The 17,281-nt window shown below is 65.4% G+C and carries 17 protein-coding genes; 8 read left to right on the top strand and 9 right to left on the bottom strand.

The features are described from left to right. Positions 1-73 precede the first annotated feature (73 nt). From gluQRS to egtD, 4 genes are all read left to right on the top strand, one after another. Positions 74-904, top strand: coding sequence for a tRNA glutamyl-Q(34) synthetase GluQRS (gene gluQRS, locus LK535_RS11130; RefSeq protein WP_227771984.1), 831 nt, complete (start codon positions 74-76; stop codon positions 902-904). A gap of 9 nt (positions 905-913) precedes the next feature. Then, a complete protein-coding gene (locus LK535_RS11135; RefSeq protein WP_227771985.1) occupies positions 914-1,150 on the top strand; it encodes a twin transmembrane helix small protein in 237 nt (78 codons plus the stop codon). A 155-nt stretch (positions 1,151-1,305) separates the two neighbouring features. Further along, a complete protein-coding gene (gene egtB, locus LK535_RS11140) occupies positions 1,306-2,559 on the top strand; it encodes an ergothioneine biosynthesis protein EgtB (protein ID WP_227771986.1) in 1,254 nt (417 codons plus the stop codon). 69 nt (positions 2,560-2,628) lie between these two features. Beyond that, positions 2,629-3,606: an L-histidine N(alpha)-methyltransferase gene (gene egtD / locus LK535_RS11145; protein WP_227771987.1), complete on the top strand. Its 978-nt coding sequence runs from the start codon at positions 2,629-2,631 to the stop codon at positions 3,604-3,606. 87 nt (positions 3,607-3,693) lie between these two features. Here egtD and kynU read toward each other — a convergent pair whose 3' ends face one another. The 3 genes from kynU to LK535_RS11160 are packed head-to-tail and all read right to left on the bottom strand — an operon-like array spanning position 3,694 to position 7,918. Beyond that, complete coding sequence (kynU, locus tag LK535_RS11150) at positions 3,694-4,935, bottom strand: kynureninase (protein WP_227771988.1); 1,242 nt, start codon at positions 4,933-4,935, stop codon at positions 3,694-3,696. After that, positions 4,932-5,753, bottom strand: coding sequence for a tryptophan 2,3-dioxygenase (gene kynA, locus LK535_RS11155; RefSeq protein WP_227771989.1), 822 nt, complete (start codon positions 5,751-5,753; stop codon positions 4,932-4,934). Before kynA ends, kynU begins: the two co-directional genes overlap by 4 nt. 41 nt (positions 5,754-5,794) lie before the next feature. After that, positions 5,795-7,918, bottom strand: coding sequence for a DUF3857 domain-containing transglutaminase family protein (locus tag LK535_RS11160; protein WP_227771990.1), 2,124 nt, complete (start codon positions 7,916-7,918; stop codon positions 5,795-5,797). A 163-nt stretch (positions 7,919-8,081) separates the two neighbouring features. Between LK535_RS11160 and LK535_RS11165 the strand changes: the two genes are divergently transcribed. Next, positions 8,082-8,423, top strand: a complete 342-nt coding sequence (locus LK535_RS11165) for a hypothetical protein (protein WP_227771991.1) — start codon at positions 8,082-8,084, stop codon at positions 8,421-8,423. 62 nt (positions 8,424-8,485) lie between these two features. Here the strand turns inward: LK535_RS11165 and LK535_RS11170 are convergent, their stop codons facing one another. After that, positions 8,486-8,806, bottom strand: coding sequence for a hypothetical protein (locus LK535_RS11170; RefSeq protein ID WP_227771992.1), 321 nt, complete (start codon positions 8,804-8,806; stop codon positions 8,486-8,488). Between the two features lie 159 nt (positions 8,807-8,965). After that, positions 8,966-10,300, bottom strand: coding sequence for an MFS transporter (locus tag LK535_RS11175; protein ID WP_227771993.1), 1,335 nt, complete (start codon positions 10,298-10,300; stop codon positions 8,966-8,968). Between the two features lie 269 nt (positions 10,301-10,569). Between LK535_RS11175 and LK535_RS11180 the strand changes: the two genes are divergently transcribed. Then, positions 10,570-11,154, top strand: coding sequence for a TetR/AcrR family transcriptional regulator (locus LK535_RS11180; RefSeq protein ID WP_227771994.1), 585 nt, complete (start codon positions 10,570-10,572; stop codon positions 11,152-11,154). Here the strand turns inward: LK535_RS11180 and LK535_RS11185 are convergent. The 4 genes from LK535_RS11185 to LK535_RS11200 form a co-directional block, all read right to left on the bottom strand. After that, the gene (locus LK535_RS11185; RefSeq protein ID WP_227771995.1) at positions 11,108-12,610 is read right to left on the bottom strand and encodes an efflux transporter outer membrane subunit; all 1,503 of its coding nucleotides are present in this window, start codon (positions 12,608-12,610) and stop codon (positions 11,108-11,110) included. The two genes, LK535_RS11180 and LK535_RS11185, sit on opposite strands and share 47 nt — an antisense overlap. Continuing rightward, positions 12,610-14,187 carry an MDR family MFS transporter gene (locus LK535_RS11190; RefSeq protein ID WP_415837134.1) on the bottom strand — a complete coding sequence of 526 codons (1,578 nt, stop codon included), beginning with the start codon at positions 14,185-14,187 and terminating at the stop codon, positions 12,610-12,612. Before LK535_RS11190 ends, LK535_RS11185 begins: the two co-directional genes overlap by 1 nt. Further along, positions 14,171-15,340: an HlyD family secretion protein gene (locus LK535_RS11195; RefSeq protein WP_227771997.1), complete on the bottom strand. Its 1,170-nt coding sequence runs from the start codon at positions 15,338-15,340 to the stop codon at positions 14,171-14,173. The genes LK535_RS11190 and LK535_RS11195 overlap by 17 nt, the downstream gene beginning before the upstream one ends. Positions 15,341-15,596: 256 nt before the next feature. Then, the gene (locus LK535_RS11200) at positions 15,597-16,208 is read right to left on the bottom strand and encodes an ankyrin repeat domain-containing protein (RefSeq protein ID WP_227771998.1); all 612 of its coding nucleotides are present in this window, start codon (positions 16,206-16,208) and stop codon (positions 15,597-15,599) included. Positions 16,209-16,254: 46 nt separating this feature from the next. Between LK535_RS11200 and LK535_RS11205 the strand changes: the two genes are divergently transcribed. Both LK535_RS11205 and LK535_RS11210 read left to right on the top strand, forming a co-directional pair. Beyond that, positions 16,255-16,836, top strand: coding sequence for an SCO family protein (locus LK535_RS11205; RefSeq protein WP_227771999.1), 582 nt, complete (start codon positions 16,255-16,257; stop codon positions 16,834-16,836). Then, the gene (locus tag LK535_RS11210; RefSeq protein ID WP_227772000.1) at positions 16,833-17,264 is read left to right on the top strand and encodes a YcgN family cysteine cluster protein; all 432 of its coding nucleotides are present in this window, start codon (positions 16,833-16,835) and stop codon (positions 17,262-17,264) included. The genes LK535_RS11205 and LK535_RS11210 overlap by 4 nt, the downstream gene beginning before the upstream one ends. The last annotated feature ends 17 nt before the right edge of the window (positions 17,265-17,281 follow it).

Genomic DNA, 17,281 nt, shown 5'->3' on the forward strand with positions numbered 1-17,281 from the left:
TAGCGTTGCAAGTACCGCGCCTTGGCCAAGCGGAGTCTTGCCGCGCGCACCGCGCCTCTACACATGCCCACGCGTGATCGTTACTCGCTTTGCCCCCTCGCCAACCGGCCGGCTGCACCTCGGCCACGCGTACAGCGCGATCCTCTCCCATGATCTCGCCCGCAGCCGCGGCGGCCGCTTCCTGCTGCGGATCGAGGATATCGACGGCACCCGCAGCCGCCCCGAACATGTCGAGACGATCATCGCCGATCTCGCCTGGCTCGGGCTCACCTGGGACGGCGAGGTGCTCCACCAGTCCGATCGTCTTCCCGCTTATGCCGAGGCGCTTGACCGGCTGCGCGACATGGGCCTGCTGTATCGCTGCTATTGTACCCGCGCGGAGATCGCCGCCGCCAGCCTGTCCGCCCCGCATGGCGCCGAACCGCTCTACCCCGGCACCTGCCGCGCGCGGGTGCCGCATCATCCCGATCGGCCGCATTGCTGGCGACTCGACATGGCGAAAGCCGTCGCGCGTACCGGGCCGATCACTTGGCAGGACCACGGCATTGTCATCGCCGCCGACCCGCTGTCGGCGGGCGACGTGGTGCTCGCCCGCAAGGATGCGCCAGCCAGCTATCATCTCGCGGTCACGGTGGACGACGCATGGCAGGGCGTGACAGACGTGGTGCGCGGACGGGATCTGTTCGCCGCCACCCACGTCCATCGCCTGCTCCAGGCGCTGCTTGATCTGCCCACGCCGGCCTATCACCACCATCCGCTGCTCACCGGGCCCGATGGCCTGCGGCTGGCCAAGCGGCACGGTGCCCCGGCTCTGGCAGACATGCGCGAAGGCGGCGCCGACGGCCTAGCGCTCGCCGCGGAACTGCGTGCGGGACGGGTTCCCATTGGCACGGGCGATGCCTAGATTGGGTCCATGCAGACGTTCCTGGTCATCCTCCTCATTGCGGCGCTGATTGCGACGCTGGTTGCGCTGGTGCGCGGCATTGTGGCGTTCCTTCAGAACGCCAGCGCGGAGGCTCGGGGAACCGGCACCGCCGGTCCGACGCAAGGACAGCTCAAATCGAACAAGATGATGCAGCAGCGCATCCTGTTTCAGGGGCTGGCCGTCATCATCGTCGTCGTTCTGCTGTTCGCTGCCGGGCGCACCTGATCGCGCGCGGCCGTGCGCCGCGTGATGAACCAAAAGGCCGGCTGTTGGTTGAACCTTGATCGAGGTTAGCGGATGGTCGGAGGGGGCATTCACCTTCCTTCCACGTTTGCCCGTGCGCGCTTGCGCAGCGACGGTCATGGAAGGTTCAACGGTAGATGCAGCCGAGGGAAGCCACCTCGCACGATGATCTGGCCGCCCGGTTCGGCCGGGTCCGTTCGCTCAGCGAGGCGCTGGTAGCGCCGCTGAGCGACGCTGACGCCACCGTTCAGTCGATGGATGATGCGTCTCCCGCCAAATGGCACCTGGCGCATACCACCTGGTTTTTCGAAACGTTCGTTCTGCGCGATCACGTCGCCGACTATCGGCTGCACGACCCGCGCTTTCCCTTTCTTTTCAACAGCTATTACGAGGCCGAGGGGCGCCGCCATGCGCGTGGTCGCCGCGGCATGGTGACACGCCCGACCCTTGCTGAAGTGAAGGTCTATCGCGCGGCGGTGGACTCGGCGTTGATCACGGCGCTGCCCTCTCTCGGCGGTACGCCGCGCGATCTGGTGGAGCTCGGCTGTCATCACGAACAGCAGCATCAGGAACTGCTGCTTACCGACATCCTCCACCTGTTTTCCGAAAACCCGCTGGAACCGGCCTTGTGGTCGCCCGCGCCCAAGGTCCCCGTGGCAATGCCGGACACGATCAACTGGCTCGACCGCGATGAGGGCGTGATCGAGATCGGCCATGATGGTCGGGGCTTCGCCTTCGACTGCGAGGGGCCGCGCCACCGCACGTTGGTTTCGGCGCATTCCCTCGCGGATCGGACCGTCACGAACGGCGAGTGGCAGCAATTCATTGCCGACGGGGGCTATCGGGAGCCTCGCTGGTGGCTGTCGGACGGCTGGTCCTGGCTGCAGCGCGAGGGGATCCATGCGCCGCTCTATTGGGAAGAGCGCGATGGCGTCTGGACCCGCTTCGGACTGGACGGCCGCCGCCCGATCGATCCCGCCGCGCCGGTGACTCATGTCAGCTTCTATGAGGCGGATGCCTATGCAAGCTGGGCAGGCGCCCGATTGCCGACGGAAGCCGAGTGGGAGGCAGCCGCCGCGGCCCATGATCCGAACGGCGGCAACCAGCTGGATTCGGCCAGCGCGGTCGAACCGCGGCCTGCCGAGGGCGGCCCGGCGTTCTTCGGCGACGTCTGGGAATGGACGGGCAGCGCCTATCGTCCCTATCCCGGCTTTTCGGCCGCCGACGGCGCTGTGGGCGAATATAACGGCAAGTTCATGAGCGGGCAGTTCGTGCTGCGCGGGGGATCCTGCGCCACGCCGCGCGGCCACGCTCGCACCTCCTACCGCAACTTCTTCTACCCCCACCAGCGCTGGCAATTCACCGGCGTCCGGCTGGCTCGGGACCGCTGACACCAAACGTCGCTGCGCGGGCGCTTGCGCTCATCAACCGGACGGCGCGCCAAAACAGGAAGGAAGCCAATGCTGAAGCAGGAAATGGAGGACGGCCAAGCCTCCCTTGCCGATCCGCAGTTCCGCGCGGACGTTCTGAACGGCCTTGCGCTTCGCCCCCGGGCCATTCCGGCGCGCTGGTTCTACGATCGCCGTGGATCAGATCTGTTCGAAGAGATCACCCGCCTGCCGGAATATTACCCGACCCGAACCGAAACGGCGCTGCTGGAGCGGATCGCGCCGGAGCTTGCTGCCCAGATCCCCCCTGGGTCGGCGGTGGTTGAGTTCGGCTCGGGTTCCTCGACGAAGACGCCATTGATCCTCGATGCGGTCCGGCCCAGCGCTTACGTCCCGATCGACATTTCCGGCGACATGCTGCGCGAATCCTCGCGCGTGCTGTCGGCCCGCTATCCCGCCCTGCTGGTCCTGCCGTTTGAGGCGGACTTCACGCGGCTGGTGGATCTGCCCCGCACCATTGCCAGCGCGCCGAAACTTGGCTTCTTCCCTGGCTCCACCATCGGCAATCTCATCCCGCGCGCTGCCGTCGACCTGTTGCGGGCCATGCGCGGGTCGCTCGGCCAGGGCGCACGCTTGTTGATCGGCATGGACCGCGTGAAGGACGAAGCCGTGCTGGTTCGCGCCTATGACGATGCGGCCGGCGTGACGGCGGCGTTCAACTGCAATCTCCTGGCGCGGATCAATCGCGAGCTGGAGGGCACGATCCCGCTCGACGCCTTCCGCCATCGCGCGATCTGGAACGATGACCGGGCACGAATCGAAATGCACCTGGAGGCGACCCGCGACGTGTCGTTCGAAGTCGAGGGGCGACCATTCTCCATCGACTCCGGTGAGACCATCCATACCGAGAACAGCCACAAATACGGCCCACGCGACGCACGTATCCTGCTGCGCGCCGGCGGCTGGACGCCGGTGATGGAATGGACCGACCCCGACGATCTGTTCGCCGTCATCCTGGCCGAGGCGCAACCGGAACGCTTCGCCCCCTGAAGGCAGCGGAGACGGCCGCGTCGCGGCGCCTGCCAGGGGGAGTGAAGACGAGGGGTTTTCGCCGCGGACCCTCGTCGGCCCAAGCGATCACGTCACCGCTGCGCGAATAGCATAAGCAGGGTCGCGCCACGCTCCCGTGGCCATGACCTCGGCCAGCATCTCCACCGCGCGCCACACATCCTCATGCGAGGTGTACAGCGGCGTCAGCCCGAGCCGCAGGACATCGGGCGCGCGGAAGTCGCCGATCACGCCGCGCGCAATCAGCGCCTGGCAAATCTCCCAGGCGTGATCATGCGCCACGCTGACATGGCTACCGCGCGCATCGGGATCGCGCGGCGTTACGATGGTAAAGCCCGCGCCGACGCACCGCTGCTCGATCCCGGCGATCAGCAACTCGCTGAGCGACCGGCTCTTCGCCGTCACATCCGCTATCGCGACGCCGTCAAAGGTATCGAGCCCCGCGTCGAGCGCAGCCATGCCGAGGATCGGCGGCGTGCCACACAGGAACCGCTTCATGCCATTCGCCGGCGCATAATCGTCGCCGAAGTCGAACGGCGCGCCATGCCCCATCCAGCCGGTCAGCGGTGACCGCAACTGCCCCTGCCATCGCCGCGCGACATAGAGGAACGCCGGGGCGCCTGGCCCGCCGTTCAGATATTTGTAGCCGCAGCCGACCGCGAGATCGGCATCGCATCCATCAAGGTCGATCTCCACCGCGCCGGCGCTATGGCTGAGATCCCAAAGGATCAGCGCGCCCGCCGCATGGGCGGCCGCGGTAAGGCCGGCCATGTCCAGCTTCGCGCCTGTCTTGTAGTGGACATGGGTGAGCACCACGATCGCCGTATCGCCGTCGATCGCCCCGGCAATCTCGCTCGCCGGAACGGTCCGCACGCGGCGATCGGGCAGCATCGCCGCCACCCCCTGCGCAATATACAGGTCGGTCGGAAAATTGCCGGGCTCGGTCAGGATCGTGGAACGGCCGGGGGCGGCGAGGCAGGCGGCAGTGATCAGCTTGAAGAGGTTCGCCGACGTGGAATCGGCCACGATCACCTCGTCCGCCGCTGCCCCGATCAGCGGCGCGATGCGCGCGCCCAACCGCGCAGGCGCGTCGATCCAGCCATGCTTGTTCCAGCTGGCGATCAGGTCCTCGCCCCACTCCCCCGCAATCGCAGCCGCCACCCGGGCCGGCGTGGCGCACGGCAAGGCGCCCAGCGAATTGCCATCGAGGTACGTCACCCCCTTCGGCAGCGCAAAACGCGCGCGGCAAGGGCTGAGCGGATCGGCGAGGTCGATCGCCTGAACCTCGGCAAGCTTGGGCCAGGCCGTCACAGCACGGCCCTCACCGTCAGCAGTTCGGGGAAGAACACCTGGTCGATCACCCGCGCCAGATACGGCACGCCAGCGGTGCCGCCGGTCCCGCGCTTGAACCCGATCACGCGCTCCACCGTCTTCAGATGGCCGAACCGCCACAGTTGGAAACGATATTCCAGATCAACCAGCTTCTCCGCCAGTTCATAGAGGTTCCAATACCGTTCGGGCTCCGCATACACCTGGCGCCAGCAGGCTTCCACCGCCTCGGACGCCTCATAGGGCTGGGTAACGTCGCGCGTCAGCTGCGCCTCCGGTACCGGCAGCCCCGCCCGCGCCAGCGCGCGGAGCGCCTCGTCATAGATGCTCGGCTGCTCCAGAGCGTCCTGAAGCATCGCTTGGAAAGCCGGTGCATCGGCGAACACGCGGATCATGCCAGCGTTCTTGTTCCCCATCAGGAACTCCATCGCGCGATACTGGTGCGACTGGAAGCCGGAGCTGGAGCCGAGCTTGTCGCGCATGGCGGAATAATCGGCCGGCGTAATCGTCGCCAGTATCTCCCAGCTGCCGATCAGCTGCTGCTGGATCCTCGCGACGCGGGCCATCATCTTGAACGCGGCGTCCAGGCGATCCTCGGCGATCGCCCGGCGCGCGGCGGTCAGTTCATGAAGGCACAATTTCATCCACAGTTCGGACGCCTGATGGATGACGATGAACAGCATCTCGTCATGCGTATCGGACAACGGCGTCTGGCAGGCGAGAAGCTCGTCCAGCCGGAGATAGCCGGTATAGGTCAATCCCGCCGGTGCACCGGCGGAGGGGTCGGAGCGGTTTTCCATGGCTCCGTCCCTAGCGCGATTGGCCCCCTTGGCGCAGCCAGTTAGTTTGCCCCCGCGCCCGCCGTTGTCGTTGCGGTCGTCCGAACCTGGCTCTGGCAGGGCGGGGTGGCGCTGGCGAAATCCTCGAAGCTGCCGAAGCGGCTCGTGGCGTCTGCCGCTATCGTGCTTGCCTTACCGGTCACTTCCCAGACATAGGATTTGTTATTGTCAAAGCCGGCGATGGCCGCGTTGAGCGCCGCCGCTTCGGCTGCGCTGATCTCGGGCGCATCGACCCGGCGGCTCTTCACCATGCGGGCGACCTGCCCGTCGAAGGACGAGATCCGCCAGTAGGAGATGCCGCCGAGCGTCCGGTCCATCGGCTTCGAGGAAAAGGACCAGCGAAAACCCTTGCCGGCCGGCGGCACCTTCACCGTTGTCGCGTAGCAGGAAAATGCGGGATAGTCGTTCGCATAGGGCGCGTCCTGCGGCTGATCCTTCGGCCGGTTCAGTTCGGACGGCGGCGGAAAGCCCCCGCCGAAGAGATAATGGGTATGGCCGTCCTTGGCGTCGCCCTCCCAGTCCATCTTACCCTCGCCGGTCAGACCAAGCACCAGCAGGCGGTTGTCCTCGTCAAAGCGCCAGCTCGTATTTGATGCTTCGACGGCGGGATATTGCTGGCGCCAGTAAGCGGCCAGCATCTTGTCCGCATCGCTCGTCGCCACTCCGGCAAGCTGGGCGCGAATGGCGTAGATCTCGTCGCCGCGCAGCGTCTGCTGGATACGATATCGAGCCGGCTTGTCGAACCCGGCGGAGGCATCGATGTCCACCACTTCGACGCGGTTCGGCAGGCGCGGGGCCGGGAAGGCGAGCGGCTCAAGCGCGCCGCCGTCGGCCCTCAGCGGCAGGACCCAGCGGGACAGCGGCGGATCGAGTGTCGCGAGCGAACGGTCCCCCAGACGCGTGCCGTCCAGCCAGACGGGCGCGCCGTTCACGGTGGCGCGCACGACGACATGATCGAAAAGGGCGGGGCTGGGCAGCCGCTGGTCCATGCCGTCGCCGCCCTTGCTCGCCACCAGCACGGCCTCCGCCGTGATCCCCATCTCGCGGAGCAGCGCGATCAGCAGTGCGGACTTGCCCTTGCAATCGCCGAACTTGCGGCTCCATGTCTCGTCGGCGCCGGCCGGCCGGTAATTGCCGCCGTCCAGCCCGACGTAAACGTAACGGATCCGGTCCTGAACCACGCGCAGCGCCGCCTCGACCCGGCGCGCCGGATCGCTGGTCTGTGCGGCGATCCGATTGGCTTCCGCGCGCACGGGCGAGTCCGCCGCCAGATCGGCCGCCTGGGCAAAGGGCGCAGCGAACGACCGGGACAAGGTGGCCCAGTCCGGATAATCACCGAATTGCACCAGCCGCTTCACCATATAACGCACGGGCGCCTGGTCTGGCAGGCTCACCGATGCAGGATCAACGAGCAGATATTGATGCTCGACCTCCGTTCCGATCTCGCGGCTCGTCGGGCTGGGAAGATCGCCGGCGCTGCGAAAGGTCAGCGCGGCGGCCTTGGGTGACAGCACACGCAGCCGGTAGGCACCCCGGATGCCCACCAGCGGGAATTGCATGAAGCCGTCCGCGCGTTCGGCGGGGGCAAGGCCGCGGCGCCGCTTGGTGGCCGCAAACTCCAGTTCGTCGCCGATCTGGAGCCCCGCCGCCTGCAGCGTTGCGGTAAGATCACCGTGAAGCATCGACTGCTCGAGATCATTCTCGCGCTGGATAACGGCGAACTTCTGGCCCGCGAGCACATCGGTGCTCTTGCCGTCGCGAATGATCGTCAGGCGATGAACGATCATTTCCTCGTTGGCCGGTGACCAGGCAACCGCGATGTTGCCAGCGCCCAGTCCTTCCGGAGAAAGGATCTTCAGCTTCCAGGATTGATATTCCTCCTGCACCCCGCTGTTCACCCGGACTTGGCTGTCGGAATAAACAACCCGCAATGGAGCGCCGGGCGGAAGGGGAGCATCGCTGGCGGCGGGCGGTGCAATCACCCATTCCGGGGCCGGCGCGTATCGAACGTCCCGCACACTGACCGCGCCCTTGTTCGTTGCCTGATGCTGCGCCGGCCGCACCTGCGCGCTCGCATTGCTGGCGAGCGCACTCACCAGGACGATCGATAATCCCCCAAACCGCATATGTCCCCCAATGTCCCCACGCGAAGCTACCAGCGCTTGTCATCGCTCGCGAGGCACATTCGTAGCCGCCGATCGAATAGCGCCGTCCTGTTTGGGGAAAGGGGCGAACGATCGGGCAAAGCGGCGGATGACAGGCGCGGGGCAGAACCGCTAAGCGCGCCCCATGTATTATGTCGCGCTCAAGAACTTTGTTGCGAGCATGGTTGAAGGCGGCGCCGACACGCTGGCCCATGTCCATGGCGGCATGCTGGTACTCATGCTGGCGCGGCTGATCACACGCCGCTCGCTCGCGACGCCAGTGCCGCTGGCCTGCGTCGTTGTTCTTCAGGTGCTCAACGAGTGCATCGACCGGTACAATCACGGATCGTGGCGTTGGCCGGACACGATCGGCGATACGTTGAACACGCTGTTCTGGCCAACGGTGCTGTTCGTCGGCCTTCGCCTGCGCCGCCAGCGCGATCCCGCGCCAAGCGTCGCGACCGGCAAGGTGGCCGAGGAAGCATAAGCGCGAACGCGCCCCCGGGCGCCCGCACCTGGCGCACCGGAGAACGCGCGTCCGGCTCGTCGTTACTCGGGCTCTACCGTCACGCTGGGACGGCGATTGATGATCACGCCGCGCTCGGCCATTTCCTTTGCGAAGTCATGCCGGGCATCGGCAACCTCGCGTCGATATTCGGCCCATGCGTCAACCCGATCGGCCTGGTCGTTCGCTCGGGCCAGATCCTTGCGCAGTTCGCGCCGGGCTTCGCTCAGATCAGTTTTGTAATCCAGATAATGTGAATTACTGTCGTCATACACAGCACCGCGGAAAGGCTTGTCGCCAGCCTGTGCCGGCGATGCTGCAATGAGCGGAATACTGGCTGCGGCCAGTGCAATGATGATCTTCATACGCCTCCTCCGATTACTCTTTGCGGAGGCTGGTTATAACCGCGCCGAAGGTAGGTCGGTTCCCTTCAACCAGAATCACCACCTGAACTGGCATGCTCTATTATCAGCCATTCAGCGCCTTTACTTTATGGACGCGGAGACAAAATCATGAGGGCGTGATCAGCCAGCCATGCGGCGGCGATCGTCGGCATCAAGCGCGCTGAGCGAGGATCCCTTGCTTTCCCGCATGAACATCGCGGCGATCAGGCTGACGCCCGCGCTCAGGCCGACATAGATCGCGAGCGGCATCCAGCTGTCATAGACGCGCAACATCGACGCCCCGATCAGCGGCGCCCAGGATCCCGCCACGATTGCGGTCACCTGATAGCCGAGCGACACGCCGGAATAGCGCATCCGCGTCGGGAACATCTCCGCCATGATCGCTGGCTGCGGCGCATACATGAGGCCATGGACCGCGAGGCCCGCCATGATCGCGGCGAGCATGATGACCGTGTCTCCGGTGTCGAACATGGGAAATGCGGCGAACGGCCATGCCATCGCTAGTGCGGACCCCAGAAGGTAGATCGGGCGGCGGCCCAGCCGGTCGGCCAGTGCGCCAGCCGCCGGAATGACCACGACGTGCAGCAGGTGGCCAACGAACAGGAGTCCCAGGATACGGCTCGTGGCGATGCCGCGATGGGCCAGGTAGGTGATCGAGAACGTGACCACCATGTAATAGAGGATGTTCTCGCCGAACCGCAGCCCCATCGCGTTGAACACCGCGCGCGGGTATCGCCGGAACACTTCGGTCACGCCATGCCCGGCATCGGCGCGACGTTCCGCCTCCTCCCGCGCCGCATGGAACAGCGGGGAATCGCTCACCTGTGTGCGGATGTAATAGCCGATCGCGATAATGATCACCGACAGCCAGAAGGCGACCCGCCATCCCCAGGCGAGGAAGGCCTCCTCGGATAGGAAGGTGGACAGGAGCAGCAGCACGACGGTGGCCAGCACATTGCCCAGCGGCACGCCGGCCTGGGGAAAGCTGCCCCAGAAGGCGCGGCTCCGGTTGGGACTATGCTCCGTCACCAGCAGGACGGCCCCGCCCCATTCGCCGCCGAGCGCGAATCCCTGGATGAACCGCAACAGCACCAGCAGCGCCGGCGCCCAATAGCCGATCGCGTCGAACCCCGGCAGGCAGCCCATCAGGAATGTCGACGCCCCGATCAGGACCAGGCTGAACTGAAGCAGCGACTTGCGCCCGATCCGGTCTCCGACGTGTCCAAGGACGACGCCGCCAAGCGGTCGCGCGATGAAGCCTACGGCATAAGTGGCAAAGGCCGCGATGATGCCGTCCAGATTGTTGGCGGTCTGCGGAAAGAACAGCTTGCCGAATACCAGCGTCGCCGCTGTGCCGTAGAGGAAGAATTCATACCATTCGACGATGGTGCCGGCCATCGACGCGCCGACCACCTTGCGCAGGTGGGACAGGTCCGCCTTGGCTTCGTGCTCCATCTCACTTCCCCTCCTGCGCGCCGGACGGCATTGACCCGCACCCTGCTGAATGACGGCTTAGATCGGCTGCCACTCCTTGCCCAGCGCGCTCGCTATCGGACGTTGGCGGACGGCATAGCCAGCTGGCCATCGCTCCGCCCGGAAAGGCCGATCGAACCCGGCAATGCACTGTTTTGACCCAATGCAATCCTGTTTTGGGCCGCGAGTGCCCCACCCAATTCGTCATCCGCCAGGGACAAGCCGCCTGGCCCTCCCTATATTGCCCCCGCATGGAGAGGCACGAGCCAGACAAGCGCCGCAGCCGCGCGCCGCGGCGCGACGCGCAGGAACGACGCGAAGCCCTGATCGCTTCGGCGGTCCTATGCTTCACCGCGGAGGGCTATCGCGTCCCACTGGACACGATTGCGGAGCGCGCGGGCGTGGGCCGCGGCACGCTTTATCGCAACTTCAAGGACCGCGACGCCCTCGTGGTGGCGATCTTCTCGCGTGAGGCTGACAGGCTGGAACAGGTCATCGATCCCGCCCGCCCGCTTGTGGACATCCTCTCGGGCTTCGTGCTGGACGGCGCCGTTGCATCCTCCCTGTTCGCGCGTATCGCCGCTGATCTGCAACTGGACGAAACCAACCGCGCCGCCCTTGAGGCGCTAGGCAACAGGATGGAGCGGATTTTTGCCCCCGCGGTCGCCGCCGCCAAGGAACGCGGCGAGATCGCATTCACCGTCACGCCGCGCGACATCGTGCTCGCCGCCCGTATGGCCAGCACCGTGATGCTGCCCTTTCTGAGCGAGGATGAAGTGGCGGCTCAGGTCAGCGAAGCGCTGCGCCTGGTGTTTGACGGCCTGCGCCCCCGTTAGGGTTCGGCGCACGCCAGCCGAGGCCCAGCGCCTTGTTTATCGCAATATAGCTCTGCGTTAGCTGAGCCTTCGCCTGGGCGACGGCAGCCGCCGCAGCGATCCGTTGCCGCTCCACGTCGAGTTGGTCGATCACCGTAGTTGTTCCTGCCTCTACCCGCTGGCGGTTAAGCGCAGCGGCCCGGTTCGCGGTCGCTTCGGCCTGCGCAAACCGGCCCAGCTGTGCACGCGTGCTGCCGAACCGCGACAATGCGGTTTCTGCCTCCTGCAGCGCCTCCAGCACGGCTTGGCGGTACCCGGCCTCTGCCGAGTCGCGCTGCGCTTCCGAAGCCCGGGTGGCCGCTCGCGCCCGTCCGAAATCCAGGAACGACCAGTTCAGCGAGGGCGCAATCAGGGTGGTCAGGTTTCCGAGGTCAAATATGTCGCCCGGCTTCGTGCCGCCCAGCCCCAGAAGCCCCATGAAGCTGATCCCCGGCAGCTCCTTCGCCTTGTTCACTCCGACGCCAGCAGTGGCAGCCGCCAGCTGCCGTTCCGCCGCCCGGATATCCGGACGTTGAGCAATCAATGCGGCCGGATTGCCGATCGGTACGGTGGCCGGAGGGAGCGGCACCGGCGCATCTGCGGCGAGCATGGTATCGACGGCGCCCGGTGCCTGCCCGGTGAGTACCGCCAAGAGGTTCAACTGCTCGTCCCGCTGCGCGCCGAGCGGGATCGCCTCCGCCTCGGTATTTTCCAGCTGGTTCTGCAGGCGCTCGAGCTGCAATCGGGAGGCGGTACCGCGGTCAACGCGCTGACGCGTCAGCGCAAGCTGCTGCTGCTGAAGCCTGGTGGATTCGGCATTCAGCCGGATGCGCGCCTGTATATCGCGAAGCGCGACATACGCCTGGGCGACCTGTGCGGAGAGAGAGACCTGCGCATCCGCCAGATCTGCTTCGCGGGCTGCTGCAGTAGCGCGCGCCTGCTCGACGCCGCGTCGCCCGCCGCCGAATAGATCGATTTCCCAGGAAACGTTGAGACCGACATTGTAGAACTCGAGCGCCGTTCCGCCGTCTCCCGCACCATCTTGTCCGCCGTTGCCCCCGGATCCGCCGCCGGGCGCCCCCAACCCGACGCCGGGCAGTTCCGCATATAGATACTGCCCCGTGGCGCTGGCGCTCGGGAGGCGCGCGGCCCGCTGTTGACGCAGTTGAGCCTCTGCCTCGCGGATACGGGCGCTTGCCTGATCAAGGCTCGGGTTATGCGCCAGGGCATCCTGTACCAGCGCGTCAAGGGTGGGATCGCCTAGGGCCTCCCACCAGCGCGCCAGACCGGGTGTGGCGCTAAGCGCTGGATCCCGAGCCCGCACAAAGGTGCCGCGATCAACAGCCTGCGAGGCTGCCGCTGGAGGTCCCTTATAGTCCGGACCGACCGTGCACCCGCCGACTAGAGCCAGGGCTGAAGGCAAAACAAGTCGCCGCATCAGTGCACCATCGCCGGGCCGGCATCCTTGGGCAGGGGGCGCAGGAACAGCACGAGCGGCAACACCACCAATGTTCCCACCCCCATGATCCAGAATATGTCGTTATAGGTCATCACGAGCGCCTCCGCCTGGATCTGCTGCGATAGGAGCCGAAGACCGGCCTCCTGGTCACCGACCGCCTGCGTCAGGGACCCGACGTAATCCTGAACGCTCTGGCTGTTGGCACCGAGCGATTCCTCAAGGCGCCGCGAATGGTACCATAGGCGCTTGTCCTGGAGGATCGAGATACCCGCGAGCGCAAAGCTGCCACCCAGATTGCGCACTGCGTTGAACAGCCCGGATGCGTCGCCGGCATCCTCTGCCGGCACGGACCGGACCACGGCCTGGCTGAGGAACAACATGCCGAGGATCTGCCCGACGCCCCGCATCAACTGCGAGATGGTGAAATCACCTCCACTCGATTGCGCGGTCAGGTTGGAGTCCAGAAGCGCGGAACTTCCCATGATCAGGAGGCCGCCAGCGACAGCTAGGCGGATATCCACTCTCCTGAGCAGCAGCGGTACGATCGCCATCAGAAACAGGCTCGGCAAGCCGGATAGCAGCACCACCTTCCCGGACTGAAGGGCATTGTAATCCGCCAACGTGGCCAGGAATTGCGGGATGGCATAGCTGGTGCCGTACAACACCATGCCCAACACCATGCCCATGAGCGCCACAGCGCCGAACTGCCGGTCTAAAAGGAGCTTTAACTTGATGATCGGCCGTTTGGCGGTCGCCTGACCCCAGAAGAGCAGCCCGAAACCGACCAGACTGATCACGAACATCCAGCGAATCAGGCTGGAGTCAAACCATTGTTCGCGCTGCCCATCCTCCAGAAGGACGGTCAGGCCACCCAGACCAAGCGCCAGGCCGACGATCCCGAGCCAATCCGCCTCGCGGATGAGATGCAGGTTGGATTTTTCGTGCCGCAGCCCAAGCAGAAGCAAGGTCACCAGCACCGCGCAAATCGGCACATTGATGAAAAAGGCATAGTGCCAGCTGATATTCTCGGTGAGCCACCCACCGATCAGCGGGCCGAGCACGGGCCCAAGAATGGCAGTCACACCAAAGGCGGCGATGCCGATCGGCTGTTGGGCGGGCGGCAGCCGCTGCGCGATGATGGTTTGTGCCGTCGGGATCATCGCCCCGCCGGTAAAGCCTTGCCCGATCCGCCCGACGATCATCATCGGCAGACTCGTGGAAAGCCCGCACACCACTGAAAATGCCGTGAACAGTGCGGCAGCCAACAGCAGAAATGTCCTCAGACCGAGCATCCGCTCGAGCCAGGCCGCCATCGGAATGATCACGATCTCCGCGACAAGATAGGCGGTGGCGATCCACGTTCCCTCCGTCCCGCTCGCCCCTATCTCCCCTTGGATGGTGGGCAGGGCAGAATTGACGATCGAGATATCGAGGGTCGCCATGAACGCGCCCAAAGTTCCTGCCGCGACGGCCAGCCAGGCGCCGAGATCTGCACGCTTTGTGCCGGTCCGCGGCGCCGCAGGTGCCAAGCTCGCCACGTCAGCGCGCCCGCTGATTTGCTTGAACCGTTTCCTGCTGTTCGCGAATGCGCTCGAGCTCTTCGCGTGCGGACTTCGTGTTCACCGTTACGGTCAGAGACAAGCCGGGTACGAGCAACCGGCGAGCCGCCGGTGTTGCTTCTATCGAGATGCGCACCGGAACGCGCTGGGTGATCTTCGTGAAATTCCCCGTGGCGTTCTGCGGCGGAAGCAAGGAGAATTGCGCACCGGTCCCCGGCGCCTGACTTTCTACGCGCCCGCCGAGTTCCATTCCGCCCAGCGCATCGACCTTGATCGTGGCTGGCTGGCCGGGCCGCATCAGCGCGAGCTGCGTCTCCTTGAAATTTGCCCTGATATAGAGCTTGTCCAAGGGCACGATCGACATCAGCCGCGTACCAGCTTGCACGAATTGGCCGACGGTCACCGTTTTGTTGCCGATCCGCCCCGCGATGGCTGCGCGAATGACGGTTGCGCCCACATCCACATTAGCAGCGGCCAGTTGCGCCCGCGCGGCCTGCCCCTGCGCCTGCCCTTGCCGTACCTGGCTTTCGAGTGAAGCGACCCGGCGCTGCTGCATCGCCAAAACGGCTTCCTGTGCCCGTACGTTTTCCGCCGACTGCCGCGCCGTGACCTCAAGCTGTGCGAGTTGCTGGCGACTTTCCGCACCCGATGCAGCGAGCGGCCGATATCGCGCCACCTCGCCTGCATCGAAGGCCGCCTTGGCGCGTGCAGCGGCCAGTTGAGCCCTTGCTTGCTCGATCGTGGCATATTGCTCGCGGATCTGGGCGCGGACCGCATCCGCTTGTGCCATGGCGACCGCGATCTGCGCCTCTGCCTGTGCCGCTTGTGCGCGCGCGTTTCGCGGGTCGATCCGCAGGAGCGGCTGGCCCGCCGTTACGTCCTGATTTTCCGACACGAGAACGTCAGCGACATAGCCGGCCACCCGCGGCGCAACCGTGACCATATCGGCCGCCAGCTGCGCATCGTTGGTTTCCTGCAGGTATTTGCCGGTGGTTTGGTATCGGAGGAACCACAACCCACCCCCGGCAAGCACGACAACGGCAACCAACGCCAGGACCAACTTCGTCCGCGCGCTGAGCGACTTGCGCCCGCTGGAGCCATCATCCTGCACGTCAATCGACTGATCTTCGCCGACCTGAGATTCGGTCATCACGGAACTCGCGACTGGTGGTGCCAGGGGGGCACCTGGGGGGGAGAGGCTGTTAAACGGACGTTTTGTCCGGATCAAGACGCGCGAGGCCACCCGATCGTTCCAGCGCTTCTGCAAGCTCGAGGAAAGAATGCGCACGCCACGGTGGCTCGGCGTTCAGCACGCAAAAAGTAGTGGCCGCGGAAAACGCCCGCGGCCATCACAGATGTATTGCGAAACTGCAGCGAAGAGCGGGCACGCTCCCGCCCCCCTCGGATTACATTCGCGGCCCAGCCACTGCGCGAACTGCTTGTTTGGGCTTTTCGTCGATCAGCTTGGCAATAGCCGGGGCACGCGCGTCAGCCCTGGCGTAGTCCCGCGCCGACATGCCGGCCACGTTATCGGTCTGGTCTGGATTTGCCCCCGCGGCCAAGAGGCTGCGCACGAGCGCGAGATCACGCTTCTGCACGGCGCGGATCAGCGGGGTCTCCCCGCCCCCGTTGCCGAGATTCGGATTGGCCTTCGCGGCGGCAAGGAGGTCGACGATCGCGTGCTGGCCATATTGCACCGCAAGGAGCAGCGGCGTGTCGCCGCGGCCGTCGCGCATGTTCGGATCAGCGCCCCGTGCAAGCAGGAAGCGAAGATAGGTTGCGTCCCCCCGCTTCGTCACGATGTGCAGCGCGCCCTCACCCGTGGTGACATCCCGTGCGTTGACGATGCGCTGGCCCGGCTGGTCGAGCATCTTCACGACCTCGTCGCCGTTCGATTTACGCACCGCTTCGAGGAACTTGTAGCCTTGCGACTGCTGCTGGGCCGCGGCAGGTAGCGCCGCGAGGATCAGGACGGGGACGAACAGGCGGCTAAGCGTCTTCACGGGCAAACGATCCATCTGATGGTTGCGATGGCCGCCCTAACAGATCAAGGCTGCTCGTGCCATGAACGTCCGACCATTCACCTGGCTCGCGCCACTCGCCCTTCTCGCCTGCTCCCCGGCTCAGTCGCCGGTCAGCCCGCCGTTGGAAGGAGCACGCATCGGGGGCCCGTTCACGCTCGTCGATCAGGACGGGAAGCGCTTGTCCGACTCCGCCCTAGCTGGCCGGTACCGCATCATGTATTTTGGCTACACTTTCTGCCCTGATGTCTGCCCCGTTGATGTCCAGAATCTGGCTGCCGGGCTGAAGCTTCTTGAACAGAGCGATCCTGCGCTGGCGAAAGAGATCGTCCCGGTGTTCATCACCGTCGATCCGGAGCGGGATACGCCGGCGGTCTTGAAACAGTTCGTGTCTGCCTTTCACCCGCGCATGATTGGGCTGACCGGCACGCCGGAGGAAATCTCCAAGGTGGCCAAAGAGTTCGCTATCTTCTATCAACGGGGGAAAGGCACCACCGGCGGCTATCTGATGGATCACAGCCGCCAGGCTTATTTGATGTCGCCCGAGGGCAAGCCGCTTGCCCTGCTGCCGCAGGACGGGGCGCCACAGGCGATCGCTGACGAGATCAAACGCTGGGCTGAATGAACCGCTTCTGGGAAGATACGCCGCTCGAAAAGCTGGACCGCGCACAGTGGGAAGCGCTGTGCGACGGTTGCGGCAAATGCTGCCTCCACAAATTGGAGGATGAGGAAACGGGCGAACTCTTCCCGACCAACGTCGCCTGCCGGTTGCTCGATCGACGTAGTGGGCAATGCTCCAACTACCGGCATCGTCACGCCTACGTCTCTGAGTGCGTGCGCCTTTCGATGCGCAACGTCGATGCGATCGAATGGCTGCCCACCACCTGTGCATACCGCCTGCGCCTCCACGGTGAACAACTGCCGGACTGGCACTATCTCGTCTCCGGTGATCGCGAGGCTGTGCACCAAGCAGGCGAGTCGGTGCGCGGTTGGACGATCAGCGAGGACGACGCCGGCGAACTCGAATATCACATGACCGACCGCCGCCTGTGATCGCCCACGGCCTCGCT

The sequence above is a fragment of the Sphingomonas sp. IC4-52 genome (assembly GCF_020707225.1).
Lineage (GTDB): Bacteria > Pseudomonadota > Alphaproteobacteria > Sphingomonadales > Sphingomonadaceae > Sphingomonas.

Excerpts from the sequence above, each read along its gene's own strand:
- LK535_RS11135 (WP_227771985.1), top strand. The coding sequence starts at position 914 with ATGCAGACGTTCCTGGTCATCCTCCTCATTGCGGCGCTGATTGCGACG.
- egtB (WP_227771986.1), top strand. The coding sequence starts at position 1,306 with ATGCAGCCGAGGGAAGCCACCTCGCACGATGATCTGGCCGCCCGGTTC.
- egtD (WP_227771987.1), top strand. The coding sequence starts at position 2,629 with ATGCTGAAGCAGGAAATGGAGGACGGCCAAGCCTCCCTTGCCGATCCG.
- kynA (WP_227771989.1), bottom strand. The coding sequence starts at position 5,753 with ATGGAAAACCGCTCCGACCCCTCCGCCGGTGCACCGGCGGGATTGACC.
- LK535_RS11160 (WP_227771990.1), bottom strand. The coding sequence starts at position 7,918 with ATGCGGTTTGGGGGATTATCGATCGTCCTGGTGAGTGCGCTCGCCAGC.
- LK535_RS11165 (WP_227771991.1), top strand. The coding sequence starts at position 8,082 with ATGTATTATGTCGCGCTCAAGAACTTTGTTGCGAGCATGGTTGAAGGC.
- LK535_RS11170 (WP_227771992.1), bottom strand. The coding sequence starts at position 8,806 with ATGAAGATCATCATTGCACTGGCCGCAGCCAGTATTCCGCTCATTGCA.
- LK535_RS11175 (WP_227771993.1), bottom strand. The coding sequence starts at position 10,300 with ATGGAGCACGAAGCCAAGGCGGACCTGTCCCACCTGCGCAAGGTGGTC.
- LK535_RS11180 (WP_227771994.1), top strand. The coding sequence starts at position 10,570 with ATGGAGAGGCACGAGCCAGACAAGCGCCGCAGCCGCGCGCCGCGGCGC.
- LK535_RS11185 (WP_227771995.1), bottom strand. The coding sequence starts at position 12,610 with ATGCGGCGACTTGTTTTGCCTTCAGCCCTGGCTCTAGTCGGCGGGTGC.
- LK535_RS11195 (WP_227771997.1), bottom strand. The coding sequence starts at position 15,340 with ATGACCGAATCTCAGGTCGGCGAAGATCAGTCGATTGACGTGCAGGAT.
- LK535_RS11200 (WP_227771998.1), bottom strand. The coding sequence starts at position 16,208 with ATGGATCGTTTGCCCGTGAAGACGCTTAGCCGCCTGTTCGTCCCCGTC.
- LK535_RS11205 (WP_227771999.1), top strand. The coding sequence starts at position 16,255 with ATGAACGTCCGACCATTCACCTGGCTCGCGCCACTCGCCCTTCTCGCC.
- LK535_RS11210 (WP_227772000.1), top strand. The coding sequence starts at position 16,833 with ATGAACCGCTTCTGGGAAGATACGCCGCTCGAAAAGCTGGACCGCGCA.